Below are 26,350 nucleotides of genomic sequence, written 5' to 3' on the forward strand. Positions count from 1 at the left end.
CATGTAGCGCGGGTAGCAGTCGGAGGCAGGGGCACATGGCGGCAGAGAAAAAAGACGGGATCATGGAAACCGTCAAGACGGTGGTCTGGGCACTCCTCATCGCAGGTGTCTTCCGCACGCTGTTCTTTCAGCCTTTCTGGATTCCCACCGGCTCGATGAAGGACACGCTGATGATCGGCGACTTCCTCTTCGTCAACAAGATGGCCTACGGCTACTCCCAGTATTCCTGCCCCTTCGCGATGTGCCCGATCTCGGGCCGCATCCTGGATTCCGAGCCCGAGATGGGCGACGTGGTCGTCTTCCGCCACCCGACGCTCGGCACGGATTACGTCAAGCGCCTGATCGGCAAACCCGGCGACAAGATCCAGATTCAGGACGGCGTGCTGTCGATCAACGGCGAAGAAGCGACGCAAGTGCCCGACGGCACGTTCGAGGAGATCTACCGCAGCCAGGGTCGCTTCGGCACCTTCCCGCTCTGCTCCAACGGTCCCGTCGGTCAGGGCGGCACCTGTGTGAAAGAGAAATACATCGAAACGCTGCCAAACGGCGTGGATCACTCGATCCTCAACGTGGGCGATGGGCGGCTCGACGACACCAACGTCTTCACTGTGCCCGAAGGCCACTACTTCTTCATGGGCGACAACCGCGACAACTCCACCGACAGCCGCGTGAGCCAGCGCGCCAATGGCGTGGGCTTCGTGTCCGAGGAATACCTGATGGGCCGCGTCGACCGCGTGATCTTCTCGGCCGCAGGCAAGCGCCTGTTGTATTTCTGGACGTGGCGCGGCGACCGGTTCTTCAAGAAAGTCGAATGAAGCTTTCCGCCGACCTGCACACGTTCGCCAAGAGGATCGGCCATGACTTCGCCGACCCGGAACTTCTGATCCGGGCGCTGACGCATGGTTCGATCTCTTCGGACACCCGCCCCGACAACCAGCGGCTTGAGTTCCTGGGCGACCGGGTTCTGGGCCTCGTGATGGCCGAGGCGATGCTCGCCGCCGACCATCAGGCGAGCGAGGGCCAACTGGCCCCCCGTTTCAACGCGCTTGTGCGCAAGGAAACCTGTGCCGACGTGGCGCGCCAGGTCGACCTCGGCGCCGTGCTCAAACTGGGCCGGTCCGAGATGATGTCGGGGGGCCGCCGTAAGCAGGCGCTGCTCGGCGATGCGATGGAAGCGGTCATCGCCGCCGTCTATCTCGACGCGGGTTTCGAGGCGGCGCGCGATGTCATCACCCGCCTCTGGGGCGACCGGATCGCGACGGTGGACGAGGACGCCCGCGACGCCAAGACCGCGCTTCAGGAATGGGCGCAGGCCCGCCGGATGCAGCCCCCCGCCTACACCGAAACCGCCCGCGAAGGCCCGGACCACGCCCCGACCTTCACAATCGAAGCCCGGCTCGAAAACGGCGAAACCGCCAGCGCCAGCGCCACGTCCAAACGCGCCGCCGAACAGGCCGCTGCACAGGCGCTTCTCGACCGGTTGGAAAGCTAGGCGCGGGGTCTCGGGGGCGGCACGGGCCTGCCCGTCTGGCGATTGTGTGCCCGCCAGAGCTTCTTGCGCACGCCTTCGGGCTCAAAACGCCTGTAGACCCCTCCCGAAAACTTCGGCCAGTCTATTGCCAAGCCCGCCTTGACCAACTCTTCCGAAAGATCGCGCCCATCTGGCAGGTAGCATTTGGCGACACAGCGGTCATGTGACATCGATCCGTCCGGAATGGCTCTGACGATCTGGCCCTTGCACAGCTTGACCATCGCCCACTTGGATTTGATTCCATACGGATGGTCCAGTTCCGGGGCATCGATCCCAAACAATCTAATCCGCGTATTCTTGATGATGATCGTATCACCGTCGATTACATAAGCGGACCCGACGATCGTGTCCGGCGGGCAAGTCGGCTTGACGGGCGGAACGCCGGGACGGGAGGTTGCGGTCGGCTTGATCCGAAAAGGCTGCAACTCGTCGAAGTCTTCGACGCGCGGTTTGCGGTTCTCACGCGCCCGATCCGCGCGGCGGGCGACTCTGGCGACAACAATCACCACGCCCAAAAGAATGACGCTCAATACAACGGCACTACCCGAAAACTCAGTCAAAACCAGAGCCCCCAAAAATGATACCGAGAGTATTGAAGCGCCACGCAAGTAGGTCAAGGTGGGCTGCTTCGTTCGGCAAATACTTCGTGGATCGCCGGATTGCCTCGCGAACCCGGCGCAGGCGCCTGCGCTCCACTTGGCAGCGCCCGCCTTTCGCCCGTCGGCCTGCCGGTCTATGACGGGCCGACCCGCCCCTGACGACGAAGGCTCCCATGTCCACCAACCTGCGCGGCTCCCTCTTCATGGTCCTGTCCATGTGCGCCTTTGCGGGCGAGGATGCCTTCCTCAAATACGCCTTTACCGAGATCCCGCGCGGCATGGCCTTCACGCTGTTCGGCCTCATCGCGCTGGCGATCTGCGCCGCGCTGTCGGTCCGGGCCGGCGAACGGGTGTTCCCGGTGGCGTTTCTGTCACGCGGTCTGCTCATCCGGTCCGCCATCGAACTCATCGGGCGGTTGTTCTTTACCCTGTCCCTCGCATTCGTCTCGCTCTCGCTGACCTCGACGATCCTTCAGGCCACGCCATTGGTCGTGACGCTGGGCGCAGCGCTTCTTTTCGGCGAGAAGGTCGGGCCGCGCCGCTGGATCGCCATGTCGATCGGCTTCGCCGGTGTCCTGCTGATCCTGCGGCCCACGCCGTCGATGTTCGATCCGCTCGTGATCCTGCCTGTCATCGGGATGCTGGGCTTCGCGGGCCGTGACCTTGCGACGCGGGCCAGCCCGCCGCACGTCTCCGGGCGCCAACTCGGCACCCTGGGTTTCATCGTCGTCACCGCCGCCGGTCTCGTCATGTGGGCCTTCGACCCGCGACTCCCCGTCAACCCGGCGCCCGCGGCATGGGGCGCCGTCATCGTGGCGGGCGTCTTCGGCACCGTCGCCTACAACTCGCTCACGATCGCCATGCGCTCCGGCGAAATCTCGGTCGTGGCACCATTTCGCTATACCCGTCTTCTCGTGGCGCTCGTCATTGCCTATCTGGCATTCGGAGAACGCCCGGACGCCCTCACCCTGATCGGCGGCGCGCTGATCGTCGCGACCGGCATCTTCACACTCGTGCGATCCGGCAGAAAGGCAGCGCCCGCACCATGACAGATCAAAACCCGCTCCAACGCTTCGACATGGACCGCGCGGACATCGACCGGCTCATGCGGGCCTTCTATGCGCGTATCCGCAAGCACGAGGTTCTGGGGCCGATCTTCGCGCGCGCCGTATCCGCTGAGGACGGCCCCGAATGGCGCGCGCATGAGGACAAGATCGCAAGCTTCTGGCGCAACGCCATCCTGATGGACCGGGAGTATCGTGGCAGCCCGATGCAGGCCCATGTCACAAACGGCGAAGTGAGGCCCGAGCATTTCCCGATGTGGCTTGAGACGTTCCACGCGACCGCCCGCGATGTCCTGCCGCCCGAAAAGGCGGCCAGCATGTCCGCCCTGGCGGAGCGGATCGGTCGCGGCCTGCGCTGGGGACTTGAGTCGGTGCTGGAGCGCGAGGCCGACTCCGGCCCGCCCAAACTCCGCTAGACCCGGTATAGCCGCACTGGCGGTTTGTCTGCCCTCTTGATCTCGCCCTTGAACTCGAGGTCGAGCTGCACGCATTTCAGCCACCAGCCGGATTTCGCCCCGCCGGGAAACAACGCCTGGTCCAGAAGCGGCTTCAGCGCGTCCTGCGCCTCGGCCACCTTGATCCCGGGCGCCTCTGACGGCAGCACCTGCATCAGCGCCTGTTTCATGTCCTCGTATTTCACCCGGTCCACCCGCGTGATGTGATCAGGTGAATTGATATTGCGGACTTCGACCTTGTCTTCACTCATCCAGCGGCCTCCTGTGCCCAGTCGATGTTCGGTGTGCGGAATCCCATCGCGACCCACGCGCCAAGGAGTTTCAACATGAAACCCGGGGTATGGGTCTTCGGGTTCGGCACGTCTTGCGGCAGAACGACGCTTTCCGGCAGGTCTTTCGTCATCGTTCGGCAGGCGACCGGGCCACGGGCGGCTTCGGGCAACCGGGCTGCGTAGATGCTCAGCCAGTGGCCCTTCTCGAACTCCAGGTACATCGGCGCGCCGCAACAGGTCGCGACCACCCGGCGGGTTCCACTGTCCGGGGTCAGCCGATGTGCCCGCAAATGGCCCTTGCCGGTGTCCAGAAGGGCACGGTCCTTGCGCACCAACGCATAGCCCGTCGTATTCCACTGCGTCAGAACACCGCCAAAGGCAGCGCCTGCCGTCTGGCAGGACGTACAGCCGCACTCCACACGCATTATCGGATCGCCCTGCAAGGCGATTTTCACCGTCCCGCAGGTGCAGGTCGCATCGTCCATAGGTATCTCCCGATTCCCTAATCAAACCATACCGTACTGTTTGATTAACAGGCAAGCCCGGTCTAGAACATGAACCATGAGCAAAACGCGCCGCACCAGATCCCGTGAGCGCATCCTCGCTGCGGCGCAGGATGTCTTTCTGGCCGAAGGGTATCATGGAACCGCGATGGACGTGGTCACCCAAGCGGCCGGCGTGTCGAAACAGACGGTCTATGCCCATTTCCCCTCGAAGGAGGCGTTGTTTCGCGACGTCATCGCTTCGATGACGGCGGGCGCGGTCGCGGCCCATCGCGCTCGCGTCGGCGACTTCACTGGGCAACAGCCCGTCGCCGATTTTCTTGAACACTACGCGCGCGAACAACTTGCCATCGTCCTTACGCCACGGCTGATGGCGCTCCGGCGACTGGTGATCGGCGAGGCGAACCGCTTTCCCGATCTCGGGCGTCACCTGTTCGATACCGGACCGGGCGCCTCGCTCGAAAGGCTCACTCAGGCAATGGAAGGGTATGGCGCGCAAGGTGACATTGTCGTGTCTCAGCCGCACGAGGCCGCCAAACTGTTCAACTGGATGGTCATGGGCGGCCCCACTGCGGAAATCATGCACATGGGCGATAGCGCCATCCCCGAACCGGACTGGTGCCGCGCCCATGCCGCAGAATGCACGCGGGTCTTCCTCGCCGCCTACGCCCCCTAGCGCGCTGCCCGGAAACGGTCTATGGCGAGCCGTATGACCAAACGTGCCGGATTTGTCGCCCTCATCGGCGAGCCCAACGCGGGCAAATCGACCCTGACGAACTATCTCGTCGGGGCGAAGGTGTCGATCGTGACCCACAAGGTCCAGACGACGCGTGCCCGTATCCGTGGTGTCGCCCTCGAAGGAGACAGCCAGATCGTCTTCGTGGACACGCCCGGGCTGTTCCAGCCCAAGCGCCGGCTCGATCGCGCGATGGTCGCGGCAGCCTGGGGCGGGGCGGCGGATGCCGACGTCATCGTGCTGCTGATCGAGGCGCATCGCGGCATCACCAAGGGCGTCGAGGCGATCCTCGAAAACTTGTCCGATGTGGTGGGCAAACGCCCGGTCGCGCTCGCGATCAACAAGATCGACAAGGTGAAATCCGACGAGCTTCTGGGCCTTACGCAGGAGATGAACGCGCGCTTCGACTTCACCGAGACTTTCATGATCTCGGCGGAAAAGGGGTATGGCGTCGCCGACCTTCGCAAATGGCTCGCCGAACGGATGCCCGAGAGCCCGTGGCTGTACCCCGAGGATCAGATCGCCGATCTGCCGATGCGCATGATCGCCGCAGAAATGACGCGCGAGAAGCTCACGCTCCGGCTGCATCAGGAATTGCCCTACCAGCTCACGGTCGAGACGGAGCACTGGGAAGAGCGTCAGGACGGATCGGCCCGCGTCGATCAGATCGTCTATGTCGCCCGCGACGGCCACAAGGGCATCATTCTGGGCAAGAAGGGCGAGACGATCAAAGCCGTCAGCCAGTCGGCCCGCGCTGAGCTCGAAGAGTTTCTCGGACGCAAGATCCACCTCTTCCTGCAGGTGAAGGTCCGGCCCAACTGGCTTGAGGAATCCGCGCGCTATTCCGAGATGGGGCTGAACTTCAAAGACGGGAATACATGAGCCGGCTCGCGACCGGCATCTGGGTCTCCGCCTATCTCACCCGGCTTCAGGCCGAAGGCATATCTACCTACGTCGTCGCCAGGGGGGATGCGACCGCCGGGGCCGTTCTCGTCAAGCTCGCCACGATGGACGGCCAGGCGCAGGCGTTCCAGCGGTCCGTCGACCTGATGACTGGCGCGCGGACCTGGATGACCCTGGCCGAGGGGGACGAGGCAGCCGTTGACGCCAGCATCGCCAAACAACGTGGATTCGACCCGGATCTCTGGGTGATCGAAGTCGAGGACGCGCGGGGCCGTCACATGCTCGACGAACCCGGCCTCGACTGAGGCTCAGGCCGCGCCGCGCATCAATGTCGCCAGCGATTCGCCCGCGTGACCGGCCTTTGTCAGTGCCTCCCCTTCATCGCGCACGACCTCGACCCGGATGTTGCTCGCCGTTTCGAGCACCTGATCGAGAAGGCGCACCCGGACATAAGAGTCCGCGTCGGAGACAAGGATGATGCTCCGCACCGGCTCCTTGAAGACCGTGAGCGCGCGCATGAGACCGATCACGCCGGCGACCACTTCACCGAACCGTATCCGCATTTCGGTCACGTCACGGGCATCGGTCACCATCGTATGAGTCGGGTCGAAACCGGGCGAACGGATATAGTCCAGAAAGGCCTGCCGGGCTTCGCGCGCATCCACTTCTCCGCTGAAACGGAAGAACGCGGTGCGCCGCTCCGGCACGATCTTTATGGCATAGGACACCGTGAGGCCTCTCGCTGCGAGCGCTCCAAACCTAACATGGAAAGTTCATTATCGCGCGCAAGATTTTTGTGAGCGTCCGGGGCGCCTGAGCGCCCCGGAGCGTGCCTCATTCCGCGGCGTCGACTGCCCAGCCGCCGATCGCCTTCACTTCGGTGAAGTCCTCGATGCCCCAGACACCGGCCTCGCGCCCGTTGCCCGACTGCTTCATTCCGCCAAAGGGCGCGCCCGCCCCGCGCGGGGTGCCGTTCATCTCGACCATGCCGGAGCGCAGGCGCAGCGCCACGCGGTTCGCCTTCGCACCGTCCTGCGTCTGGACGTAGTTGGTGAGGCCATAGACCGTGTCGTTGGCGATCTCGACCGCCTCGTCCTCGGTCTCGAACGGGATCATCGTCAGCACCGGACCGAAGATTTCCTCGCGCGCGATGGTCATGTCATTGGTGACATCGGCAAAGACGGTGGGCTTCACGAAATAACCCCGGTTCATCCCGTCAGGGCGCCCCAGACCCCCTGCGATGAGCCGCGCGCCTTCGTCGATGCCGGTCTTGATCAGGCCCTGGATCTTGTTCCACTGAGCCTCGTTCACCACGGGCCCGATGTGGCGCCCCCCTTCGTGCGGATCACCCACCGCGACCTTTTCGGCTGCCGCCGCCGCCGTCTCGACCGCCTGGTCATAGATCTCGCGCTGGACGAGCATCCGTGAGGGCGCGTTACAGCTCTGCCCGGTGTTGTTCATCATCTGCATGACGCCGCGCTTCACGGCCTTTTCGTCGGCATCGGCAAAGACGATGTTCGCCCCCTTGCCGCCAAGCTCCAGATGCACCTTTTTGAGCGACTGCGCCGCGCTTTGCGAAATCGCGATGCCCGCGCGGGTGGAGCCGGTGAAGCTCACCATGTCCACGTCCGGATGCGCGGTCATGGCGCTGCCGGTCACCGCACCGTCACCGTTCACGAGGTTGAAGACGCCCTTGGGCAACCCGGCCTCGTGGAGGCACTCGGCAAAGATCATCGCGTCGAGCGGGCTTTCCTCGGACGGCTTGAGAACCATCGTGTTGCCCGCGATGGCCGCTGCGATCACCTTGAGGCTGATCTGGTTCATCGGCCAGTTCCAAGGCGTGATCAGTGCGCAGACGCCCACGGGCTCGTGCACGATCATCGTGTCCGGCGCGTGCTCGCCCAGCGGCTTGATCCAGTCGAACGCCTTGGCGGCCTTCACGAAGGCCTTGGTGTGCGCATAGCCGGCACCCCATTGCGCGCTGCGCGACAGGTCGAGCGGCGCGCCCATTTCCATCGTGATCGCCTGGGCCACGTCTTCAGAACGCGACTTGTAGATCTCCATGAACTTCTCGATCAGCGCGATACGCTCCTCGACCGGCGTGGCCATCCAGCCGGGGAACGCCGCCTTGGCCGCCGCGACGGCCTTGTTCACATCCTCTTCGCCACCGAGCGAAATGACCGCACAGGCCTCTTCGGTCGAAGGATCGATCACCTCATGGTCGCGCGGGGCCGCCGGGGCCACCCATTCGCCATTGATGTAGAAGTCACGTTTCTCGAGCATGAAAGCCTCCCGTTTCAGGTTTGCGCGCACTCTGTCACCGCCCCGCGAAAGGAGCAAGCCAGCCCGGTTCTGTCGCTGCGTCATGGCCTGCGGGACAACAACCCGCGAAACGGCTCGATTCAGGACGGACAATCTGCCACAACCTCTTCAAGCGAAACGCGGATTACTTAAGTGTGAACCAGAACGGATATTGCAGAGAGGAGTACCGACATGGGCCTGCGCATCAACGATGAGATTCCGAACCTGACCGTCACGACCGATCAGGGCGAGATCACCCTGCACGACTGGATCGGCGACAGCTACGCCATCCTGTTCTCGCACCCGAAAGACTTCACACCGGTTTGCACCACCGAGTTCGGCGCGGTCGCCCAGCTGGCCGACGAATGGGACAAGCGCGGCGTGAAGGTGCTCGGCATTTCGGTCGACGGCGTCGAGGACCACAAGAAGTGGAAAGGCGACATCGAAAAGATCGGCGGCGCAAAGGCCGGTTTCCCGATCGTGGCCGATGACGGGCTCGAAATGGCGAAAGCCTTCGACATGCTGCCCGCCGATGCCTACCTCCCCGATGGCCGCACGCCCGCCGACAGCGCGACCGTGCGCTCGGTCTTCATCATCGGGCCGGACAAGAAACTGCGCCTCACGATGACCTACCCGATGTCGGTGGGCCGGAACTTCGCCGAAGTGCTGCGCGCGCTGGACGGCGTGATGAAAACCGACGGCGCACCGCTCGCCACACCCGCCAACTGGGTGCCCGGCGACGACGTGATCGTGGCGCTCTCGGTGTCGGATGACGACGCCAAAGCCAAGTACGGCGAGGTGGACATGAAGCTGCCCTACCTGCGCACGATCAAGGATCCGGCCTGAGCCAAGGCCGCCTGACACGGAAAAGCCCCGGCCCAGCGCCGGGGCTTTTTCTTTGCGCAGGGTTCGGGTCGCGGCTGCCCGCCCGGCCGGGTCATGGTTTTCGTCATGACCGATCTCGTTCTGGCCCTGCTCGCCTTTCTCCTTCCCCTCGCCTGGTCCCCAGGTCCGGGCAACGTGTTCTTCGCAGCCAACGGCGCGCGCTTCGGCCTTCGGGCGACGCTGGGTCTGTCGGCGGGATACCATCTTGCCACATGGCTCGTGACGGTCGGTCTGGCCGCGGGGCTGGCGGCCGCGCTCGCGGATCGTCCGGCATGGCTCTCCGGACTGCGTTGGGGCGGATGTGCCTACATGCTCTGGCTCGCCTATGGCTTCCTGCGGTCGGGGCACACGCGGGCAGAGGTCGCGCCTCAACCCGCAGGCTTTCGGGACGGCGCGGTGCTGCTGCTTCTCAATCCCAAGGCCTATGTCATCATCCTGCTGATGCTGTCACAGTTCATGGCACCCTTCGCGGCCTACGGCGGCGGCGCGATGATCGCCACGCTTTTCACGCTGAACAACCTCGCGGCCTTCACCACATGGACGCTCGCGGGCGACCTCCTCCTGCGCCGGTTCCGCGACCCGGTGAGCGGGCGACGCCTGAACATCGCCTTCGGCCTCCTGCTCGCCGGCGTCGCGGTCTGGATGGCCCTGCCCTGAGAACGCGTCGCCGCTGGACAGACAGCCGCGCGCCCGCAATGGTCACCTCATGCCGCTTTCCTTCCTGCGCCTGACCGAGGTCGACCCGGACCGCATCACCGCCCACATGCGCGACCCGCGCCTGCGCGCCCACATGCCGCTCCTGCCCGCGACGTGGGACGACGCCGCGACCCATGCCTTCATCGAGGCGAAAGAGGCCACATGGCAGCGCGACGGGTTGGGCCATTGGGCCTTCGTTCACGATGGCGACTACCTTGGCTGGGGCGGGTTCCAGAAGGAGGGGGATGAGTGGGATTTCGGGCTGGTCCTTAGCCCGGATCACTTCGGCGCGGGCCAACGGATCGCCCGCGCCTGCCTCGCCCGAGCGGTGCAGGACCTGCGCATCCCTTATGTCACGTTCCTGCTTCCACCAAGCCGCACCCGGCTCGCCGCTCTCCATCGTCTCGGTGCCGAGGAGCTTTCCCCGGTCACCTATGCGGGAGAGACATTTCGCAAGTTCCGGCTGGACACGACCGGCTAGCCATCCGCCCATTTTACAGCTTCGCCCACCTCCCCGGCGGCAAAGACGCGCAGTGTCGTGCCGGGCATCCACGGGCCCACGGCATTAACCATCGCCCGCACCCATGCCTTATCCGCGACGAAAGCGATGCGCCCGATCCGGCCGAGCTTGCCCAAGAGCTTCAACTCCAGACCCATGTCCGCCTCGATCGCGTCGCCCGTGACATCGGACCACCGAATGAGGTCCGCCACCAGTCCGATCTCGTCCGCGTCCTCGAACGACGTCTGCACGGCCGACTTCAGCGCGTTGACATCCTCGGCGGTCACCGTGTCGATCAGATGAAAGGTCAGCGTGTTTCCGGTTTTCTCGATCTCGATCATGTCGCCCTCCTTCCTTCGGACAACGCAAACCTGCCCAAGCCGGTTCATCCCGAGACAGGGCATTTCCCTTCGCCCGCGCGATGGCATACTGCATCCTCATGACCGACCTCGATTTCTTCGCCGTCTGCCCGCCGGGGCTGGAGCCGCAACTCGCGCAGGAATGCGCGGCCCTCGGCTTCAAGCGCGGCAAACCCGAACCGGGCGGCATCACGCTCAAGGGCGACTGGGCCGAGGTCTGGCGCGCAAACCTCGAACTGCGCGGTGCGACACGCATCCTCGTGCGTCTGGGCAGCTTCCCGGCCTTCCACCTCGCCCAGCTCGACAAGCGCGCGCACAAGTTTCCGTGGCGCACGACGCTGGAACCGCATGTTCCTGTCCGCGTCGAAGTGTCCACGAACAAGAAGTCGAGGATCTACCACGCCGGCGCCGCCGCCGAGCGGATCGAGCGCGCCGTGAACACGGTGATGGACGCGCCGATCAGCCCGGAGGCCGAGGTAACGATCAAGGCCCGGATCGACAACAACCTCGTCACGATCAGCGTCGACACCTCGGGCGAGAGCCTGCACAAGCGCGGCCACAAGATCGCCACCGGCAAGGCCCCAATCCGCGAAACGCTCGCATCGCTGCTCCTGCGCGGCTGCGGATACGACGGACGCGAAACGGTGGTCGATCCGATGTGCGGCTCCGGCACCTTCCTTCTCGAAGCCGCCGAGATTGCCGCCGACCTGCAACCGGGCCGCGACCGGGCCTTCGCTTTCGAAAAACTCGCGACCTTTGACCCCGATGCCTTCGCAACTCTCGTGCGCTCGGGGTCCGGTCCGGTGCCTGCCCAGCGCTTTTATGGTTACGACCGGGATCAGGGCGCGATTGACGGCGCGCGGCGCAATGCCGAGGCCGCCGGCGTCGGCGATCTGTGCTCCTTCGCCTGCCAGCCGCTCTCGGAACTGACCGCGCCCGACGGCCCGCCCGGCCTCGTCATCCTGAACCCGCCCTACGGCGCACGGATCGGCAACAAGGGGCAGCTCTATGCGCTCTATGGCACCCTTGGACGCGTCATGGTCGAGCGGTTTCGGGGCTGGCGTCTGGGCATCGTGACCTCGGACGGGGCGCTGGCCAACGCGACCGGCTTCGACCTGACCTCAGGTCCCGTCATCGACAACGGCGGGATCAAGGTAAAGCTCTATCAGGCCTCGCTCACTCCGCCATGATTGCGGAGATCTGCGGCAGAACCGACTGTTGCGCGGCCTGTATCATCGGGGCAAGTGCGGCCGAATAGCGCGTCGTGAAGCCGGGCATCTTGGCCATTACCGCCGCGCCATGTTTCGACTGGTAAAACGCGACAAGCGCCGCGATCTCGTCGGCCGAGAAGGCCCCGGCCATCGTCTCGACCATCATCGCACGCATCTGCGGGCGCAGCCCCTCCATCTGATCGGCGAGCAGAACGCCGATCCGGTCAAGCTGGTCGTTGCTGATTTCCACTTCAGGAGGCACCCCGAGGCGAAACTGGTTCGACAGCCACAGGGGCGAGAACACATCGTCCCACATCGCCTGCACTTCAGGCAGGTCCGCATAGGTTTCGGCCAGAGCACGCACGTCCTGCGCACGGGCCGGAAGTGCTGCGGTCACGAGGGCAAGCATAAGGGCAGCGGCGAGTCGCATCGGGGTCTCCTTGGTCCTGCCCCACTGTGGCGCGCCGGTCCGCCGCCGCCAAGGGTTGCGGCCCTGCCCACGTCGTCGCAGTCTGCGACCGGCACAGGAGGGACACATGGTTCGCATTTGCATGGCCGGAGCCACCGGCCTTTCCGGCTCGACGATCGCCGCCGCGCTGGCCGCAGACGACCGCTTCGATCTGATGGCCTGCGTGGCGCGCTCCAGCGCGGGGAAGACGGTCCACGGCGCCCCCTGTTACGCGACAGTGGCCGAGGCTTTGGAACAGGCGGAGTTCGACGTTCTGATCGACTATACCCACCCGGACGTCATCCTCGACCACACGCTCCGGACCATCGCGGCGGGTCGCCGGGTCGTGGTGGGCACCTCCGGCCTCACCGCCGCCGAGTATGCCGAGGTCGACGCGGCCGCGCGCAAGGCAGGCGTCGGGGTCGTGGCCTCTGGCAACTTCTCCCTCACCGCGGCGCTCATGACGCGGTTCTCGCTGATGGCGGCCGAATACCTCGACTGGTTCGAGATCATCGACTACTCGCGCCCGAAAAAGACCGACGCCCCCACCGGCACGGCCCGTGAACTGGCCGAGCGCATGGGCGATGTGAAGAAACCGGCGTATGAAGTCGACCCGGCCACCGTGAAAGGCGAACCGGGCCTGCGCGGCGGCACTGTGAACGGCGTGCAGGTCCACTCCATCCGGATGCCAAGCTACTCCGCCACGGTGACGAGCACCTTCGCGAGCGGAAACTCCCGCCTCACGATCACCCACGACGCCGACAGCCACTCCGCAGACATCCTCGTCCCCGGCACCCTCCTCGCCGCCGAAAAGGTGATGGAGATCACGGGCCTGTTGCGCGGGCTGGACAACCTTCTCCAGCCATCGCGTTAACCTTGCACCAAGAAACCGGAAGACCCCGCCATCCGTAAACCGCACCTTAACCCACGGGGCGCTACACCCATTCCCGGGTGAATACAGAGGTGTGGTGGTATGAGCGCGCAAGCAAACGCGCCCATCATCATCAAGAAGGTCAAGAAAAGTGGTGGCGAAGGTCACCACGGCGGGGCGTGGAAGGTGGCATATGCCGACTTCGTCACGGCCATGATGGCTTTCTTCATGTTGATGTGGCTGCTCAATGCGACAACGGAAAAGCAACGCAAGGGAATCGCGGACTACTTCAGCCCGACGATCCCGGTGAACCGGGTCTCCGGCGGCGGTCAGGACGCCTTCGGCGGCGACAGCGTCTTCACCGAGGAAAGCCTTGCCCAGACCGGCCAGGGCGGCCTTCCAAGCCCGGCGCAGGATGCCAATTCCGAAGCGCCGGACGGCGGTGCAGGCGATGGCAACGAGATTGACGAGGCCGCTGAAGCCCGCGCCCTCGAAGAGATCGAAGAGGTGCTGACGGGCCGCTCCGGCGAAAGCATGGCCTCCGATCTCCTGCAACGCCACATCGTCACGGAACTGACCGACGAAGGGCTTGTGATCGAACTGTTCGATATCGACGGTGAGCCGCTGTTCGACGCGGGCACGGCCCAGCCGACTGCGGTGATGGTCGAACTCGTCGGGGTCATGGCCAAGGTCTTTGATCTCGTGACCAACGGTGTGGCCATCGAGGGGCACACCCGCGCCGAACCGATCGTCCTCGCGCAAAACACGGTGTGGGAAATGTCGAACGCGCGCGCAGACCGCATCCGGCAACTGCTTGGTGACGAAGGCCTGTCGCCCCGGCGGGTCCAACGGGTCACCGGCCACGCCGACCGGCAACCGGCGGCGCGCAACCCAATGGCGCTGCGCAACAACCGGATCGAACTGATCCTGCTCAGAACAAAAAGATGACCGGAAAAACCCTGCGCATTTTAGCCGTTAAGGCGCCCTTAAGTGCCCCGCCATTAGGACGGTGGGCGATAAGGCTGCATCAGAAAGGCGCACCATGACAATCTCCTCATCGCTGAGTGCCGGCGTCGCCGGGCTGAACGCGAACGCCACGCGTCTGTCCACGATCTCCGACAATATCGCGAACTCCGCGACCTTCGGGTACAAGCGTGCGACGGCCGACTTCGAAAGCCTCGTCATAGGCGGTGTGGCCGGGGCCGGCACCTATTCCGCCGGCGGTGTGCGGGCCACGACCCAGCGTTTGATCGACGAAAACGGCCCGCTGATCTCGACGTCCAATCCGCTGGACGTGGCGATCTCCGGTCGCGGGATGCTCCCGGTGACACAGGAAGCCTATCTTGAGTATTCCGGCGAAGACCGCCCGATGCTCACCACGACGACAGGGTCATTCCGCACCGACGAAGAGGGCGTGCTCAAGACCGAGACCGGACTGGTGCTCTTGGGCTGGCCCGCCGATGCGGACGGCCAGGTCGGCACCTTCCCGCGCGACACCGTCACGGCACTGGAACCCGTCGTGGTTCAGGTGAACCAGCAGGCGGGCGACCCGACCACGCGCATGAACCTCGGGGTGAACCTGCCGGCCACGAATACTGAATACGGCGCCGCGGGCGATACGCTCCCGCTCTCGATCGAGTATTTCGGCAACTTGGGCACGTCGGAATCCCTCGACGTGGACTTTTCACCCACGGTGCCGACCACGCTCGGCGACCCGCCTTCGAACCTCTGGACCATGACCATCCGCGACAGCGCCTCCAACGGGGCGGTGATCGGTCAGTACACGCTCGAATTTGACGACAGCCGCGCCAATGGCGGCACACTCGCAAGCGTTTCCGTCGTCTCTGGCGGCGCCTACGACGGGACCGAGGGGACCATCGACCTGACCGTCGCCGGCGGACCGCTTGAACTCACCATCGGGCGGATCGGCGACCCGAACGGCCTGACGCAGCTGTCCGACAGCTTCGCCCCGGTGTCGATTACCAAGGACGGCTCGCCGGTCGGCAATCTGACGTCGGTGGAAATCGACGTGAACGGCTTCATCACCGCGACCTACGACACGGGTTTCACACGCACGATCTATCAAGTGCCGCTTGTGGACGTGCCGAACCCGAACGGGCTGATTTCGCACTCGAACCAGACTTACCAGGTCTCGCCGCAGTCGGGCTCTTTCTTCCTGTGGGATGCGGGTGACGGCCCGACAGGCGAACTCATCGGGTTCACCCGCGAAGGGTCGACCACGGACGTGGCCGGCGAACTGACAAACCTGATCCAGACGCAACGCGCCTATTCGTCGAATGCCAAGGTCATCCAGACCGTCGACGAAATGCTGCAGGAGACGACGAATATCAAACGATAAGCATCGGGTGGGGACCTGAAGGAGACATGACATGAGCATCTCTGGATCGCTCGCCAACGCGCTCTCGGGCCTCACCGCGCAATCGCGCGCCGCGGAACTCGTATCCTCCAACGTCGCCAACGCGACGACCGAAGGCTATGCGCGCCGGGACCTCCTCCTCACCCCTCGCTACATGGGCGGGGCCCCCGCCGGGGTCGGAGTCGTGGGCGTCCGGCGCGATGTCGATATGGTCACCGTGCAGAACCGTCGCCTCGCGGATGCGGCGGTCGGCCACGACACGGCCCTGTCGAAATTCTACGACCAACTGGAGCGCGTCCTCGGCACCCCGGATGAGGCTGGCTCCCTATCGGGAGCGATGGACAGGCTGGAAACCGCCTTGATCGAAGCCGCCTCCCGCCCCGACAGCGAGGCGCGTCTTTCTGCCGTCCTCGCCGCGGGCAAGACGATCGCCACACATCTCAATACGTCCTCCGACCGCGTTCAGGAGCTGCGGATGAGTGCCGATCAGGAGCTCGGCCTGACGGTGCAGAACCTGAACGACGGCCTCGTCCGCGTGCAGGAACTCAACTACAAGATCAAGGAAGCCTCGGCCCGCGGGCAGGATGCCTCCTCGCTCATGGACATTCGGCAGCAGACCATCGACGACATCTCAGGGATCGTCCCGATGCGGCAGGTCGAACGGGACCACGGGACCGTCGCGCTGTTCACGACCGGGGGCGCAATCCTCCTCGACGGCCGCGCGGCCACGGTCGGATACGAGACTGTGGGTGTAATCGTGCCCGAAATGACCAAGGCGAGCGGTGCTCTGTCGGGCCTGACGATCAACGGAAAAGACATCGATGTCGCCGCACCGCACAGCCCGATCAAGGGCGGGTCGCTCCAGGCCCTGTTCAAAGTCCGCGACGACCTCGCCGTAACCGCCCAGACCCGACTCGACGCCGTGGCCCGGGACGTTCTCGAACGCTTCGCAGACGCCGGCGTCGATCCGACTCGCACGACCGGCGATCCCGGCCTGTTCACCGACGACGGCGACCCGTTCGTTACAACCGACGAACTGGGCCTGTCCGGCCGCATCGCGGTCAACGCGGCGGTGGATCCGAGCGAGGGCGGCGCGCTCTGGCGCATCCGCGACGGCCTTGGCGCCACGGCACCCGGCGATGTCGGCAATTCGGCACTGATCCGCAACCTGGCTGACGCCTTCACCACGGGCCGCGTCCCGGCATCAGGCGATTTCCTCGGCGCCTCACGGTCAGCCTCCGGCCTCGCCGCTGATCTCCTGTCGCTCACCTATGCCGAACACACCCAGATCGAAGGGTCACTTTCATACAAGGCCGCCGAGGCGGACGCCCTGAAAACACAGGAACTCGCGAATGGCGTCGATACCGATCAGGAAATGCAGAAGCTCATGCAGATTGAACAGGCCTATGCCGCAAATGCAAAGGTCATCCAGACGGTAAGCGACCTCCTCGATACACTGATGAGGCTTTGACCCATGTCCAACCTGTCAATCGGCGACCTCGCCAACACATTCCAGCTCCGGCGTTTCACGACCGAGAGCAAGACCAACCTCGCCCGCCTCGCAAAAGAACTGACGACCGGCGTGAAAGCCGACCTCGGCGCGGCGGTGGCGGGCGACTTCGGCCCATTCGCCGGGATCGAGCGGAGCCTGCGGGCGAACGAGGCCTACAAGACGGCGAACACGGAGGCGAGCAGCCTGTTCGCCGGCGCTCAGGTCGCCCTCGAGAGCGTGCAGTCGATCACGCGGGACCTGTCGCCGGCCCTGCTCACGGCCGCCAGCGCGCGCGATCGCACGCTTGTCCAGACGACAGCCGAAGATGCGTCTCAGAAATTCGCCTCGGTGGTATCGCGATTCAACACACGGATCGCCGATCGCACCATCTTTTCCGGCAGCGCGACCGACACGACCCCTCTGGCAAGCGCAGATGACATCATGGCGGGCATTTCCACCGCCGTGACAGGCCTGACCACGGTCGACGACATCGAAACCGCGGTGAACGCCTGGTTCGACGATGTAGGCGGCGGGTTCGAGACCATCGGATATGGCGGGTCGTCAACTGACATGGGGCCAATGATCGTCGCGGATGGCGAAACGGTCGAAATGACCGTCCGAGCCGACGATCCGGTCGTCCGGGATACCTTGAAGGGCTTCGCGCTGGCCGCACTTGTCGCCGAGGGAACGCTTGATGGCGATGTTGGCGCGCAGGCCGAACTTCTGGACCGTGCCGCGATGCGCCTCGTCGCGGCGGATGGTGACGTGACGCGTCTTCGCGCCGCCGTGGGCGCCGCCGAACAGCGTGTCGAAAACGCTCAGGCTCGAAACGCTGCTCAGGCGTCGGCGTATGAACTGGCGCGCGGCGAGCTGGTGAACGCCGATCCATACGAAACAGCTACGATGCTGGAAACAGTCTACGCCCAGATCGAGACGCTCTATACCGTCACCTCGCGCCTCTCGGCCCTTCGATTTTCGGACTACATGAGATGAAACACCTGATCGCCATCCTTTTCGTGGCCCTAACAGGCTGGACTCCCGCCTCGGCCCAAACGATCCGGATCAAGGACCTCGTGGAGTTCGACGGGGTGCGCGGCAATGACCTCGTCGGCTACGGCCTGGTCGTCGGGCTGAACGGCACGGGCGACGGCATTCGAAATGCACCGTTTACCGAAGACATCATGGCTAACATCCTCGAGCGTCTCGGAGTCAACGTCACCGGAGAACAGTTTCGGCCCAAGAACGTCGCGGCGGTTTTCGTCACCGCCGAGCTTCCACCCTTCGCCCGCGCCGGTTCGACGATCGACATCACCGTCTCCGCCATCGGCGACGCTTCGAGCCTGCTTGGCGGCACGCTGATCATGACTCCCCTGAACGCAGCAGATGGCGAGATCTACGCGGTCGCGCAAGGAACGGTCATCGCCGGCGGCGCGGCGGCTGAAGGCGACGGCGCAGAGGTCGTTCAAGGCGTCCCCACTGCCGGCCTCATCCCGTCGGGCGCGCGTGTAGAGCGGGAGATCGAATTCGATTTCACCCAATTGAAATCCATCCGGCTCGCCCTGCGAACCCCCGACTTCACGACCGCCCGCCGGATCGAGCAGGCAATCAACCAGAGATACGGAAAGGTTGTGAGCCGGATGCTGGACAGTGGCACGGTCGTGTTCGACATCGCCTCGGCTGGGGACATTTCCCCGGCACATGCGGTCGGCCGGGTCGAAAACCTCACCGTCGAACCAGAGCGCAAGGCCCGCGTCGTCGTGGACCAGCGGTCAGGCACCATCGTCATGGGCGAAGAAGTCCGCATCAGTCGCGTGGCAGTATCCCAGGGCAACCTGACATTGCGTATCGAAGAATCGCCACTTGTCGTCCAGCCAAGCCCCTTCAGCGATGGCGAAGCGATCGTCGTGCCTCGCACGAACGTGGATATCGAGGAGGAAGACCCCGGAACCGGTCTCGCGGAGATCCCTGAGGGCACCTCGCTGTCCGAAGTGATCGCCGGACTCAATGCCCTCGGGGTCGCGCCGCGCGACATGATCGACATTCTGAAGAGCATCAAGGCAGCCGGTGCGCTTCACGCCGAGTTCATCGTTCGCTGACGCGCCACTTCCGGCAGGATCATTATCGCAGCCATGGGAGGTGTTGGGACAGCCGAGTCCGGACGCCGGAATGCGCAAACAGGATCGACCGTTGATCAGTCTGATCCTGTCGAGCGCTGACCGCTGAAAGGCAGCATATTATCAGTGCAGCGCGGCACGCGATCCGTCGTCAAAAGTAGCTTCGGACCAAGGCACCGGAGATCAAGCTCCACCCATCAGCGACCACGAAGAAGGCCAGCTTGAAAGGGAGCGATACGATGGCCGGCGGAACCATCATCATGCCCATGGACATCAACACGGCGGCGACCACCAGATCGATGATCAGGAAAGGCAGGAAGATCAGGAAGCCGATCTGAAATGCGCGGGCGATCTCGGACAAAAGAAAGGATGGAACGAGAAGCGATAAAGGTGCGCCCGGTTCAGGATTAACGTTCTCCGTGGCCGGGCGAAGGGCCGCCAGCGTCTCGAAGGTGTCTGGATCGATCCGGCCCGACATGAAGATCCGAAACGGTTCGAGCGCAGCCCTGAAAGCAGGCTCCAGCGCAAGGTCGCCTTCCGAGAAAGGCGCGCCGCCGCGCGCCCAGGCCTCTGTCAGGACCGGATCCATGACGAACCATGTCAGAAAAAGAGCCAGGGAAATGATGAGCATGTTGGGCGGTGACTGCTGCAACCCGATGGCCTGGCGAAGAATGGACAGGACAGTCACGATGAACGGGAAACAGGTCACCATGATAGCGAGCCCCGGCACGAGGCTCAGGAGCGTGATGAGGACGATCAACTGCACCGACCGCGTCGCCAGTGACCCGTCTTCACCAAGCGAGATCGTCACATCCTGCGCCAGCCCGACCTGAGGAAGTCCACAAAAAATTAAGGTTAACGCGGCGATCTGGACGAACTTCATCATCGTGTCGGCCCCTCGCCCTACAAACCGGTCTTCAAATCGGCGACTTCGGTCAATCGAACGGCAAGCCGTCCCGCAGGGTCGCCTTCGATTTCTTCCAGCTCGCCGCGGGCAATGAGCTTGTCACCGATGAAAAGCTCCACCGGATCCTCCACCCGGCGGTCGAGGGGAAGCACAGCGTCGGGTTTCAAGCGCAAAAGATCCCGCACAAGGGGCCGGGCCTGCCCGACGGACACCGTTATCTCTATCGGAACCTGCGTGAACGGATTGCTTGCGCCTGAGTCTTCCGGCTTCACCATCGCATCATCCATTTTCAAACGCCTTTTCATTGAGTTGATACAATCCCTGAATCGCCGAGCCGATCCGGTCGACGGCCTGAGACATGTCGATCCGCCGCTCGAGCTTTCCGGTTCGCAAATAGACCTGGCCCTCAGCGAGGGTCGCCTCTTCGACGATCCGGAACGGCACCGACGTCGCCTGATCGAGCATATTTTCGAGCAGAGGCCGGCTTTCGGGGGTAACCACGACCTCGATGGGCGCGTCCGCCGCGTTGGCGGCAAGTGGCATCAGTTCCTCGATGATCGTCTGTCCCAGCGTCTCGGAGACAAGGCGGGGCAGGACTTTCTCCACCATCCCGGCCAAAAGCGGTTCGAGCGCCTGCATGACGTGCGCACGCGCTTCGTGAAAGGTGAACCCGAGATCCTGCAAATTGCGCGCGAATTCTGCCCCGATCCGGCTCTTGTCCTCCGCCTCGGAGCGCGCCGCATCGTCCCAGCCCGCCTGATACCCGACCTCGTATCCCGCGAGTCGTGCCTTCTCGAGGTCTTCTGCGCTTGGTGCCGCCTGAGGAACAGCCTGCCCCGACGTGCGCACCGGTTCGCCTGGATTCGGCGGCGCTGACCGGGACTCTGTCCCGAAGTCTTCAAGCGGGACGCGCGTCATCAGGCGTTTTCCTCCTGATCGTCTTCCATCCATCCGCGGAGGATCTCGACCGTCTCGGCCTGCCGTTCTTCGATCAGGCGCCGTAAGCGGTCGACAGGATCCGGCTCTCCGAGCGCGGGCAACGCACCATCGTCACCGAAATCAAAGTCCGACACGACCGCGAGGTCGGACCCATCGAATGCACCCATTTCGATCTCGCCATCGAGGGCTGGAAGATCCGTATCTTCAACGGTCGCCTCAGGGGCAGGCAAAGACTCTGCGTTGGATTCGCCCCGCCCGAGCAAAGCCGGTCGAAGGACGAAAAGCCCGAGAACCAGTGTGACGAGCGCGAGCACCAGCACCTTGGCGAGCGCCATCGCATCAAGTCCGAGGCGGGCAAACAGCCCCGGCGTCGCTTCGGTCCCAACCGGCATGATCGGCTCGAACTCCATGGTCTTGATCGTGATCGTGTCCCCGCGTGACTCGTCATATCCGACGGCCCCGGCTACAAGGTCCCGGAGCGCCCCAAGCTCTTCATCGCTGCGTGGCGTCCAGACTGGATCCCCCGCGGCATCGACCTCCCGCAGCCCATCGACGAGCACGGCAACGGTCAACCGGCGGACCGTTCCCGGTCCCCGAGTGACCTCGCGCATCGTTTCCGATACCTCGTAATTCACGCGCTCGCGCGTTTCGGACGCATTGGAACTGGACGATGCATCGGCTCCGGCCCCGTCGCCCGTCGGGAGGTTGGAGGCCACGGTCACGCCCGCGTTTCCGGACTCATTCGCTGTGTTCGCCGTCTCGACCGTGTCCGTGGAAATCGCCACCCGACCCTCGGGATCGATCAGGCGTTCGCGGATCGTCTCGTTCTCCTGCGCCGTGTCGATAGCCACCTCGACGATCGCGTTTCCATACCCGACCCGCGCTTCGAGCAGACGTTCGACCGAGGTCTTGAGCATCTCCGCCCGATCAGCGGCATCGACCGAGGCAACTTCGTCCGCGCCCTGGATAAGCCCGCCGCGCGCATCGATGATCGACACGTCATCCGGCGATAATGCCGGAACGGCCGACGCCACGAGATACTTGAGGGCCTTGGCATGAGCCGGGCTGAGCGAGCCGTCCGCCGTCGACACCGATACGGAGGCCGTGGGCGCCCCACGCGGGCGCAAACCCTGCGACCCCGGCGTGGCGATGTGGACCCGTGCCGTCTGAATATGTGGGGCGGACATGATCGTGCGGGCAAGCTCGCCCTCTTTCGCGCGCCAGTACGCCGCATCGAACATCTGCGACGTCGTGCCGAACCCGGACAGCCCGTCGAGGAGTTCATACCCTTTCGACGAGTTCGCGGGGAGCCCTTCTGACGCAAGTGTCATGCGCAATCCGTCCCGAGCCGCCGAATCGACATAGATCGCCCCGCCGCGAATCTCATGCGCGACCCCCTGCGCTTCGAGCGCCGCGATTACGTCCCCGGCCGGTCCCGCTTCCAGCCCCGAGTAGAGCAAAGCCATACTTGGTTGCGAAGCCATACGGGCAAGGCCCAGAACGGCCGCGAAGACAAGGACAGTAGCCCCCGCGACGATGACCTTCCGGCGCATGTCCAACGCCGCCCAGACTGATGTCAGTTGTTCCAAGATCGGCTCCATTCCACGGGCACTTCTGCCCCCGTTCGCCGACCATCTTGGACGATTGCGCTTAACAATCGGTTAGCCCCTCCCGGTCTATACACGATTCGAATTCACGGGCCGGGACACATGGCGGACGAAGACGACAAGACGGAAAACGGGGGCGACGGTGCGCCGAAGAAGACAGGCAAGAAGGGCCTGATCATCGGCGTGGTGCTCGCCCTTTTCCTCGGGGGCGGCGGGTTCTTCGCCGTCTACTCCGGACTACTGCTCGGTGAAGATCACGCCGAAGCGGACACCGAGGCGAACGCGCCGGTGCCCGACCTTGCCCCGGTCGCCTTCGTGCCGCTGGACCCGCTCGTCATTTCGCTCGGGCGTATGGCCGAGAACCGCCATCTGCGTTTTCAGGCCCAGCTTGAGGTTGACCCGAAGTATCTCGACGACGTCACGACGTTGATCCCGCGGGTGATGGATATCCTGAATTCCTATCTGCGTGCGGTCTCGGTCACGGATCTCGAGAACCCGGCGGCGCTCGTCAGCCTGCGCGCACAAATGCTCAGGCGGGTCCAGCTCGTCACCGGCGAGGGGCGCGTGCGCGACCTGCTCGTCATGGAATTCGTGCTGAACTGACACGGAAAGGACCGGACATGCCGTTTCACATCGACTGGACCCTGCTGGCCGGGCTCGCGGCCGACGTACTCCTCGCTGCCGGGGCCATCGGTGCGGCGCTTTACTGCATCGTTCTCGCGCGCCGGCTCAAGCGTTTTAACAATCTCGAGAACGGCGTCGGCGGGGCGGTCGCAGTCCTGTCCGCGCAGGTCGATGACATGACCAAGACGCTCGATCAGGCGCGCAAGGCCGCCGCGCATAGCTCCGCGACGCTGACCACCCTGACCGAGCGGGCCGAAGACAGCGCGCGCAAACTGGAGCTCATGATGGCATCGCTGCACGACCTTCCGGATGCGCCACCCGACAGGCGAGAGCGCGGACAGGACTCCGATTGGATGCAGGAGGCCCAGGGCCGCACCGATGCGGCCAAGACACCAGGCGACGAAGACGCTCCCCTCTTTTCCAGTAAACGAGGCACCGTGACGGAGGGCGCGGCATGACGAAACGAAGAGCGGCACAAGCGAAAGCCAAAAAACGCACACGTCGACGGGGCGGGCGCGGGGTTCTATGGTTGATCGCCCTGAGCCTCGTGGCGTCAGCGGCGCTTCGACTTGGCGCCGGGCCGGGACTTGCCATCGCCAATGAACTTGCCGAAGCGGGAATCGACAGCGCGGTGTCATGCTCCACAGACACGGACGTCGCTGCCGTTCTGGAGCTTCTGCGCGAACGCGAAGAGACGCTGGCGGCTCGCGAAGCGGCCCTCGCGGACCGGTCGCAGGCGATCGCAGTCGCGGAAGCGCAGGTGCGCAAGAACCTGGACGCCCTCGAAGGTGCCGAAGCCGAGTTGGAACGCATGATCGCCTTGTCTGCCGAGGCTGCCGAGGACGACCTCAGTCAGCTTACGTCAGTCTACGAAAACATGAAGCCGAAGCAGGCGGCCCAGGTCTTCGCCGCAATGGATCCGGAGTTTGCGGCAGGCTTCCTGTCACGGATGCGTACGGATGCCGCAGCACGGATCATGGCGGGCCTCGAACCGGAAACTGCGTATGCGATATCCGTGCTTCTCGCCGGCCGGAATGCCACCGCGCCGACGCAATAGATTGGCGTTGCTGGCGAAGTCTTAACCTCGGTCTGCAATACCGTTCCAAACTGAGCCGCTAATCTGGGAGCTTTCGGACATGATCGGTTTCGTCGGTATCGGCATGATCTTCGTGATGGTGTTTGGCGGCTACCTCGCCGCCGGCGGGAAGATGGGCATCATCCTGAAATCCCTGCCGTTCGAATTTACCATGATAGGCGGCGCAGCCGCCGGCGCCTTCGTGATTTCCAACGATATGGCCGCGATCAAGCACACGATCAAAGATGTCGGCAAGGTCTTCAAGGGCCCGAAATGGAAACCGCAGGACTACAAGGACCTGTTATGTCTGCTGTTCGAGTTGATCCGACAGGCGCGGCAGAACGCGGTCGCGCTCGAAGAGCATATCGAGGCGCCGGCAGACAGTGCGATTTTCTCCAAGTACCCCGCGATTCTGGCGGACCAGGAGGCAATCGACCTGATCTGTGACACATTGCGATCGGCCTCCATGAACTATGACGATCCGCACCAAGTGGAGGAGGTCCTCGAAAAACGGATGGAGGCGAACCTCCACCACGCGCAGCATTCCAGCCACGCGCTCCAGACGGTCGCAGACGGCCTCCCGGCATTGGGGATCGTCGCCGCCGTGCTCGGTGTGATCAAGACGATGGGGTCCATCGACCAGCCACCCGAAATCCTCGGCAAGCTCATCGGCGGCGCTCTGGTCGGAACGTTCCTTGGCGTGTTTCTGGCCTATGGCCTCGTCGGGCCCTTTGCCGCGAAGGTGAAAACCGTCGTCGAGGAGGACGCTCACTTCTACCAGCTCATCCGGGAAGTGTTGGTGGCCAATCTCCACAATCACTCGACAAATATCTGCATTGAGGTCGGTCGACAGAATACGCCAAGTCACATCAGGCCGAGCTTCGCGGATCTGGAAGAGGCTTTGAAGGAGGTCAAGAACGCCGCATGAGGTGCCTTCTTTTCCTGGTTCTGGCCTTCGCTCCGATGGCCTTACGCGCCCAAGAGGTCGACGTTACGTCAGGAGAGCACCCGACGTTCTCCCGCCTGGTGCTCCGGATCGGCGCAGATGCCGGGTGGGAAGTCGGACGCGTCGATGGCGGTATCGAGTTCCGCCTTCTGGACGCCCCGCGCGCGTACAATTTGACGCGCGCCTTCGATCTCATGCCGCGCACACGCGTGACGGACCTCGTCGACCGCGGCCAAGGCCGATTGTTCGTGGCCTTCAGCTGCCTTTGTCACGCGGCGCCATTCGATGCGGGCGGCGGGTACACAGCGCTCGATATCCGCGATGGTGCCGCCCCCGTTGAATTTGCCGCGTTCAACGAACCCCTGGAGGAACGGAACGCGCCCCTTTCGCCCGACAACGCAGCTCTGGACCCTGTGAACCAGGCAACCCTACCAGAGACTGAAGCAACAAGAAGCCCAAGGCTTACGCTTCCGATCCTGCCTGATCGCCGCCGAATTGTGTCGGACGCCAATACTCCGAACAGTCCGGACCCACAGCCGGCAACGCCAAGTCCGTCCGCACCGATGGCGACCCTTCCCCCACTCCCGCAGCCAGCGGGATCAGCCCGGGACTCGCGACGCGCTGAGGAAACGGAGGCTGCGCTGCTGGACCAGATCGCGCGTGCCGCGTCGCAAGGTCTGCTGGACGCTGACGTGCCCGAACCGCCACCCGTGGAGCGCCCGATGGAAGACCCGGCGCCGGCCGAGCCTCTGCCACCCAAGCCCCCGGTCCGCGACGATGGCCATGTCAGCATCACGACCAGCGTGGACGACGCGACCCGTGACGCGGGCCTCACGCGAACAGACGAGGGGGACTCCTGTTATCCGGCAAAGTATTTCGAGGTTTCCGACTGGGGCGCTCCGTTGACGAACGGCGCGCAGATCGGGCGCTTCCGCT

Annotated in this window: 34 protein-coding genes; 22 read left to right on the plus strand and 12 right to left on the minus strand. The window is 64.2% G+C overall.

Features of this window, described 5'->3' with window-relative positions; translation table 11 throughout:
* Positions 1 to 35: 35 nt before the first annotated feature.
* Both lepB and rnc read left to right on the plus strand, forming a co-directional pair.
* Positions 36 to 815 (plus strand): signal peptidase I, encoded by a 780-nt coding sequence (gene lepB / locus B2585_RS13050; protein WP_292023761.1) that lies wholly within the window; start codon positions 36 to 38, stop codon positions 813 to 815.
* Positions 812 to 1,492, plus strand: coding sequence for a ribonuclease III (rnc, locus tag B2585_RS13055; protein WP_292023763.1), 681 nt, complete (start codon positions 812 to 814; stop codon positions 1,490 to 1,492). Before lepB ends, rnc begins: the two co-directional genes overlap by 4 nt.
* On the opposite strand, the gene B2585_RS13060 is transcribed toward rnc, so the two are convergent.
* Positions 1,489 to 2,061: a thermonuclease family protein gene (locus B2585_RS13060; RefSeq protein WP_292023765.1), complete on the minus strand. Its 573-nt coding sequence runs from the start codon at positions 2,059 to 2,061 to the stop codon at positions 1,489 to 1,491. The genes rnc and B2585_RS13060 overlap by 4 nt on opposite strands.
* 242 nt (positions 2,062 to 2,303) lie before the next feature.
* Here B2585_RS13060 and B2585_RS13065 point away from each other — a divergent pair, with 242 nt between their 5' ends.
* On the plus strand, positions 2,304 to 3,179 hold the full coding sequence (locus B2585_RS13065; protein WP_292023766.1) for a DMT family transporter: 876 nt from the start codon (positions 2,304 to 2,306) through the stop codon (positions 3,177 to 3,179).
* Positions 3,176 to 3,610 carry a group III truncated hemoglobin gene (locus B2585_RS13070; RefSeq protein ID WP_292023768.1) on the plus strand — a complete coding sequence of 145 codons (435 nt, stop codon included), beginning with the start codon at positions 3,176 to 3,178 and terminating at the stop codon, positions 3,608 to 3,610. The genes B2585_RS13065 and B2585_RS13070 overlap by 4 nt, the downstream gene beginning before the upstream one ends.
* On the opposite strand, the gene B2585_RS13075 is transcribed toward B2585_RS13070, so the two are convergent.
* Together B2585_RS13075 and B2585_RS13080 are read right to left on the minus strand one after the other, a co-directional pair.
* Positions 3,607 to 3,900, minus strand: a complete 294-nt coding sequence (locus B2585_RS13075) for a DUF6958 family protein (protein WP_292023770.1) — start codon at positions 3,898 to 3,900, stop codon at positions 3,607 to 3,609. The two genes, B2585_RS13070 and B2585_RS13075, sit on opposite strands and share 4 nt — an antisense overlap.
* On the minus strand, positions 3,897 to 4,406 hold the full coding sequence (locus tag B2585_RS13080) for a GFA family protein (RefSeq protein WP_292023771.1): 510 nt from the start codon (positions 4,404 to 4,406) through the stop codon (positions 3,897 to 3,899). The genes B2585_RS13075 and B2585_RS13080 overlap by 4 nt, the downstream gene beginning before the upstream one ends.
* A gap of 76 nt (positions 4,407 to 4,482) precedes the next feature.
* Between B2585_RS13080 and B2585_RS13085 the strand changes: the two genes are divergently transcribed.
* Genes B2585_RS13085 through B2585_RS13095 form a run of 3 tightly spaced genes read left to right on the plus strand, consistent with a single transcriptional unit; the run spans position 4,483 to position 6,368 of the window.
* Complete coding sequence (locus tag B2585_RS13085) at positions 4,483 to 5,100, plus strand: TetR/AcrR family transcriptional regulator (RefSeq protein ID WP_292023773.1); 618 nt, start codon at positions 4,483 to 4,485, stop codon at positions 5,098 to 5,100.
* A 33-nt stretch (positions 5,101 to 5,133) separates the two neighbouring features.
* Positions 5,134 to 6,042 (plus strand): GTPase Era, encoded by a 909-nt coding sequence (era, locus tag B2585_RS13090; protein WP_292023775.1) that lies wholly within the window; start codon positions 5,134 to 5,136, stop codon positions 6,040 to 6,042.
* Positions 6,039 to 6,368: a DUF1491 family protein gene (locus B2585_RS13095; protein WP_292023777.1), complete on the plus strand. Its 330-nt coding sequence runs from the start codon at positions 6,039 to 6,041 to the stop codon at positions 6,366 to 6,368. Before era ends, B2585_RS13095 begins: the two co-directional genes overlap by 4 nt.
* A 3-nt stretch (positions 6,369 to 6,371) precedes the next feature.
* Here the strand turns inward: B2585_RS13095 and B2585_RS13100 are convergent, their stop codons facing one another.
* The gene (locus B2585_RS13100; RefSeq protein ID WP_292023779.1) at positions 6,372 to 6,791 is read right to left on the minus strand and encodes a hypothetical protein; all 420 of its coding nucleotides are present in this window, start codon (positions 6,789 to 6,791) and stop codon (positions 6,372 to 6,374) included.
* Positions 6,792 to 6,897: 106 nt separating this feature from the next.
* On the minus strand, positions 6,898 to 8,346 hold the full coding sequence (locus B2585_RS13105; protein WP_292023781.1) for an aldehyde dehydrogenase family protein: 1,449 nt from the start codon (positions 8,344 to 8,346) through the stop codon (positions 6,898 to 6,900).
* 210 nt (positions 8,347 to 8,556) lie between these two features.
* On the opposite strand from B2585_RS13105, the gene B2585_RS13110 reads away from it, so the two are divergent.
* From B2585_RS13110 to B2585_RS13120, 3 genes are all read left to right on the plus strand, one after another.
* Positions 8,557 to 9,210, plus strand: a complete 654-nt coding sequence (locus B2585_RS13110; RefSeq protein ID WP_292023783.1) for a peroxiredoxin — start codon at positions 8,557 to 8,559, stop codon at positions 9,208 to 9,210.
* Between the two features lie 105 nt (positions 9,211 to 9,315).
* Positions 9,316 to 9,906 (plus strand): LysE family translocator, encoded by a 591-nt coding sequence (locus tag B2585_RS13115; protein WP_292023785.1) that lies wholly within the window; start codon positions 9,316 to 9,318, stop codon positions 9,904 to 9,906.
* A 49-nt stretch (positions 9,907 to 9,955) separates the two neighbouring features.
* Positions 9,956 to 10,426, plus strand: coding sequence for a GNAT family N-acetyltransferase (locus B2585_RS13120; RefSeq protein ID WP_292023787.1), 471 nt, complete (start codon positions 9,956 to 9,958; stop codon positions 10,424 to 10,426).
* On the opposite strand, the gene B2585_RS13125 is transcribed toward B2585_RS13120, so the two are convergent.
* Positions 10,423 to 10,785 (minus strand): STAS/SEC14 domain-containing protein, encoded by a 363-nt coding sequence (locus B2585_RS13125; RefSeq protein ID WP_292023789.1) that lies wholly within the window; start codon positions 10,783 to 10,785, stop codon positions 10,423 to 10,425. The two genes, B2585_RS13120 and B2585_RS13125, sit on opposite strands and share 4 nt — an antisense overlap.
* A gap of 98 nt (positions 10,786 to 10,883) precedes the next feature.
* Between B2585_RS13125 and B2585_RS13130 the strand changes: the two genes are divergently transcribed.
* On the plus strand, positions 10,884 to 11,993 hold the full coding sequence (locus B2585_RS13130; protein ID WP_292023791.1) for a THUMP domain-containing class I SAM-dependent RNA methyltransferase: 1,110 nt from the start codon (positions 10,884 to 10,886) through the stop codon (positions 11,991 to 11,993).
* On the opposite strand, the gene B2585_RS13135 is transcribed toward B2585_RS13130, so the two are convergent.
* Positions 11,980 to 12,444 (minus strand): DUF2059 domain-containing protein, encoded by a 465-nt coding sequence (locus tag B2585_RS13135; RefSeq protein WP_292023793.1) that lies wholly within the window; start codon positions 12,442 to 12,444, stop codon positions 11,980 to 11,982. The two genes, B2585_RS13130 and B2585_RS13135, sit on opposite strands and share 14 nt — an antisense overlap.
* A 106-nt stretch (positions 12,445 to 12,550) precedes the next feature.
* Between B2585_RS13135 and dapB the strand changes: the two genes are divergently transcribed.
* From dapB to B2585_RS13165, 6 genes are all read left to right on the plus strand, one after another.
* The gene (gene dapB / locus B2585_RS13140) at positions 12,551 to 13,336 is read left to right on the plus strand and encodes a 4-hydroxy-tetrahydrodipicolinate reductase (RefSeq protein ID WP_292023796.1); all 786 of its coding nucleotides are present in this window, start codon (positions 12,551 to 12,553) and stop codon (positions 13,334 to 13,336) included.
* A gap of 99 nt (positions 13,337 to 13,435) precedes the next feature.
* Complete coding sequence (locus B2585_RS13145) at positions 13,436 to 14,281, plus strand: flagellar motor protein MotB (RefSeq protein ID WP_292023797.1); 846 nt, start codon at positions 13,436 to 13,438, stop codon at positions 14,279 to 14,281.
* Between the two features lie 94 nt (positions 14,282 to 14,375).
* On the plus strand, positions 14,376 to 15,692 hold the full coding sequence (locus B2585_RS13150; protein WP_292023799.1) for a flagellar hook protein FlgE: 1,317 nt from the start codon (positions 14,376 to 14,378) through the stop codon (positions 15,690 to 15,692).
* A 31-nt stretch (positions 15,693 to 15,723) separates the two neighbouring features.
* Entirely contained in the window at positions 15,724 to 17,181 is a 1,458-nt protein-coding gene (flgK, locus tag B2585_RS13155; RefSeq protein ID WP_292023801.1) for a flagellar hook-associated protein FlgK, read from the plus strand.
* A gap of 3 nt (positions 17,182 to 17,184) precedes the next feature.
* Positions 17,185 to 18,195: a flagellin gene (locus B2585_RS13160; protein WP_292023803.1), complete on the plus strand. Its 1,011-nt coding sequence runs from the start codon at positions 17,185 to 17,187 to the stop codon at positions 18,193 to 18,195.
* Complete coding sequence (locus tag B2585_RS13165) at positions 18,192 to 19,298, plus strand: flagellar basal body P-ring protein FlgI (protein WP_292023805.1); 1,107 nt, start codon at positions 18,192 to 18,194, stop codon at positions 19,296 to 19,298. Before B2585_RS13160 ends, B2585_RS13165 begins: the two co-directional genes overlap by 4 nt.
* 169 nt (positions 19,299 to 19,467) lie before the next feature.
* On the opposite strand, the gene fliP is transcribed toward B2585_RS13165, so the two are convergent.
* The 4 genes from fliP to fliF are packed head-to-tail and all read right to left on the minus strand — an operon-like array spanning position 19,468 to position 22,751.
* Positions 19,468 to 20,202, minus strand: a complete 735-nt coding sequence (gene fliP, locus B2585_RS13170) for a flagellar type III secretion system pore protein FliP (protein ID WP_414674054.1) — start codon at positions 20,200 to 20,202, stop codon at positions 19,468 to 19,470.
* 17 nt (positions 20,203 to 20,219) lie between these two features.
* Complete coding sequence (locus B2585_RS13175) at positions 20,220 to 20,510, minus strand: FliM/FliN family flagellar motor C-terminal domain-containing protein (protein ID WP_292023808.1); 291 nt, start codon at positions 20,508 to 20,510, stop codon at positions 20,220 to 20,222.
* Entirely contained in the window at positions 20,503 to 21,141 is a 639-nt protein-coding gene (locus B2585_RS13180; RefSeq protein WP_292023810.1) for a flagellar biosynthesis protein, read from the minus strand. The genes B2585_RS13175 and B2585_RS13180 overlap by 8 nt, the downstream gene beginning before the upstream one ends.
* Positions 21,141 to 22,751, minus strand: coding sequence for a flagellar basal-body MS-ring/collar protein FliF (gene fliF, locus B2585_RS13185; RefSeq protein ID WP_292023812.1), 1,611 nt, complete (start codon positions 22,749 to 22,751; stop codon positions 21,141 to 21,143). Before fliF ends, B2585_RS13180 begins: the two co-directional genes overlap by 1 nt.
* A 120-nt stretch (positions 22,752 to 22,871) precedes the next feature.
* On the opposite strand from fliF, the gene B2585_RS13190 reads away from it, so the two are divergent.
* The 4 genes from B2585_RS13190 to motA all read left to right on the plus strand — a co-directional run bounded on the left by B2585_RS13190 (position 22,872) and on the right by motA (position 25,396).
* Positions 22,872 to 23,372, plus strand: coding sequence for a flagellar basal body-associated FliL family protein (locus B2585_RS13190; protein WP_292023814.1), 501 nt, complete (start codon positions 22,872 to 22,874; stop codon positions 23,370 to 23,372).
* A 17-nt stretch (positions 23,373 to 23,389) separates the two neighbouring features.
* Positions 23,390 to 23,851 (plus strand): hypothetical protein, encoded by a 462-nt coding sequence (locus B2585_RS13195; protein WP_292023816.1) that lies wholly within the window; start codon positions 23,390 to 23,392, stop codon positions 23,849 to 23,851.
* Positions 23,848 to 24,450: a MotE family protein gene (locus B2585_RS13200; RefSeq protein WP_292023819.1), complete on the plus strand. Its 603-nt coding sequence runs from the start codon at positions 23,848 to 23,850 to the stop codon at positions 24,448 to 24,450. The genes B2585_RS13195 and B2585_RS13200 overlap by 4 nt, the downstream gene beginning before the upstream one ends.
* Before the next feature lie 79 nt (positions 24,451 to 24,529).
* Positions 24,530 to 25,396: a flagellar motor stator protein MotA gene (motA, locus tag B2585_RS13205; protein WP_292023822.1), complete on the plus strand. Its 867-nt coding sequence runs from the start codon at positions 24,530 to 24,532 to the stop codon at positions 25,394 to 25,396.
* 68 nt (positions 25,397 to 25,464) lie between these two features.
* Here motA and B2585_RS13210 read toward each other — a convergent pair whose 3' ends face one another.
* Positions 25,465 to 25,650, minus strand: coding sequence for a hypothetical protein (locus B2585_RS13210; RefSeq protein WP_292023825.1), 186 nt, complete (start codon positions 25,648 to 25,650; stop codon positions 25,465 to 25,467).
* 456 nt (positions 25,651 to 26,106) lie between these two features.
* Between B2585_RS13210 and B2585_RS13215 the strand changes: the two genes are divergently transcribed.
* The coding region (locus B2585_RS13215) for a hypothetical protein (RefSeq protein WP_292023827.1) at positions 26,107 to 26,350 on the plus strand (244 nt) is incomplete at its 3' end.

The sequence above is a fragment of the Maritimibacter sp. UBA3975 genome, assembly GCF_002384975.1.
Taxonomy (GTDB): domain Bacteria; phylum Pseudomonadota; class Alphaproteobacteria; order Rhodobacterales; family Rhodobacteraceae; genus Maritimibacter.

Coding starts and splice junctions, on each gene's coding strand:
- fliP (WP_414674054.1), bottom strand. CDS start 20,202: ATGATGAAGTTCGTCCAGATCGCCGCGTTAACCTTAATTTTTTGTGGA.
- B2585_RS13175 (WP_292023808.1), bottom strand. CDS start 20,510: ATGGATGATGCGATGGTGAAGCCGGAAGACTCAGGCGCAAGCAATCCG.
- B2585_RS13115 (WP_292023785.1), top strand. CDS start 9,316: ATGACCGATCTCGTTCTGGCCCTGCTCGCCTTTCTCCTTCCCCTCGCC.
- rnc (WP_292023763.1), top strand. CDS start 812: ATGAAGCTTTCCGCCGACCTGCACACGTTCGCCAAGAGGATCGGCCAT.
- B2585_RS13110 (WP_292023783.1), top strand. CDS start 8,557: ATGGGCCTGCGCATCAACGATGAGATTCCGAACCTGACCGTCACGACC.
- B2585_RS13120 (WP_292023787.1), top strand. CDS start 9,956: ATGCCGCTTTCCTTCCTGCGCCTGACCGAGGTCGACCCGGACCGCATC.
- motA (WP_292023822.1), top strand. CDS start 24,530: ATGATCGGTTTCGTCGGTATCGGCATGATCTTCGTGATGGTGTTTGGC.
- B2585_RS13190 (WP_292023814.1), top strand. CDS start 22,872: ATGGCGGACGAAGACGACAAGACGGAAAACGGGGGCGACGGTGCGCCG.
- B2585_RS13195 (WP_292023816.1), top strand. CDS start 23,390: ATGCCGTTTCACATCGACTGGACCCTGCTGGCCGGGCTCGCGGCCGAC.
- dapB (WP_292023796.1), top strand. CDS start 12,551: ATGGTTCGCATTTGCATGGCCGGAGCCACCGGCCTTTCCGGCTCGACG.
- B2585_RS13065 (WP_292023766.1), top strand. CDS start 2,304: ATGTCCACCAACCTGCGCGGCTCCCTCTTCATGGTCCTGTCCATGTGC.
- B2585_RS13145 (WP_292023797.1), top strand. CDS start 13,436: ATGAGCGCGCAAGCAAACGCGCCCATCATCATCAAGAAGGTCAAGAAA.
- B2585_RS13105 (WP_292023781.1), bottom strand. CDS start 8,346: ATGCTCGAGAAACGTGACTTCTACATCAATGGCGAATGGGTGGCCCCG.
- B2585_RS13135 (WP_292023793.1), bottom strand. CDS start 12,444: ATGCGACTCGCCGCTGCCCTTATGCTTGCCCTCGTGACCGCAGCACTT.
- B2585_RS13070 (WP_292023768.1), top strand. CDS start 3,176: ATGACAGATCAAAACCCGCTCCAACGCTTCGACATGGACCGCGCGGAC.
- B2585_RS13200 (WP_292023819.1), top strand. CDS start 23,848: ATGACGAAACGAAGAGCGGCACAAGCGAAAGCCAAAAAACGCACACGT.
- B2585_RS13125 (WP_292023789.1), bottom strand. CDS start 10,785: ATGATCGAGATCGAGAAAACCGGAAACACGCTGACCTTTCATCTGATC.
- B2585_RS13085 (WP_292023773.1), top strand. CDS start 4,483: ATGAGCAAAACGCGCCGCACCAGATCCCGTGAGCGCATCCTCGCTGCG.
- B2585_RS13080 (WP_292023771.1), bottom strand. CDS start 4,406: ATGGACGATGCGACCTGCACCTGCGGGACGGTGAAAATCGCCTTGCAG.
- B2585_RS13075 (WP_292023770.1), bottom strand. CDS start 3,900: ATGAGTGAAGACAAGGTCGAAGTCCGCAATATCAATTCACCTGATCAC.
- B2585_RS13150 (WP_292023799.1), top strand. CDS start 14,376: ATGACAATCTCCTCATCGCTGAGTGCCGGCGTCGCCGGGCTGAACGCG.
- flgK (WP_292023801.1), top strand. CDS start 15,724: ATGAGCATCTCTGGATCGCTCGCCAACGCGCTCTCGGGCCTCACCGCG.
- B2585_RS13165 (WP_292023805.1), top strand. CDS start 18,192: ATGAAACACCTGATCGCCATCCTTTTCGTGGCCCTAACAGGCTGGACT.
- lepB (WP_292023761.1), top strand. CDS start 36: ATGGCGGCAGAGAAAAAAGACGGGATCATGGAAACCGTCAAGACGGTG.
- B2585_RS13130 (WP_292023791.1), top strand. CDS start 10,884: ATGACCGACCTCGATTTCTTCGCCGTCTGCCCGCCGGGGCTGGAGCCG.
- B2585_RS13180 (WP_292023810.1), bottom strand. CDS start 21,141: ATGACGCGCGTCCCGCTTGAAGACTTCGGGACAGAGTCCCGGTCAGCG.
- B2585_RS13160 (WP_292023803.1), top strand. CDS start 17,185: ATGTCCAACCTGTCAATCGGCGACCTCGCCAACACATTCCAGCTCCGG.
- era (WP_292023775.1), top strand. CDS start 5,134: ATGACCAAACGTGCCGGATTTGTCGCCCTCATCGGCGAGCCCAACGCG.
- B2585_RS13095 (WP_292023777.1), top strand. CDS start 6,039: ATGAGCCGGCTCGCGACCGGCATCTGGGTCTCCGCCTATCTCACCCGG.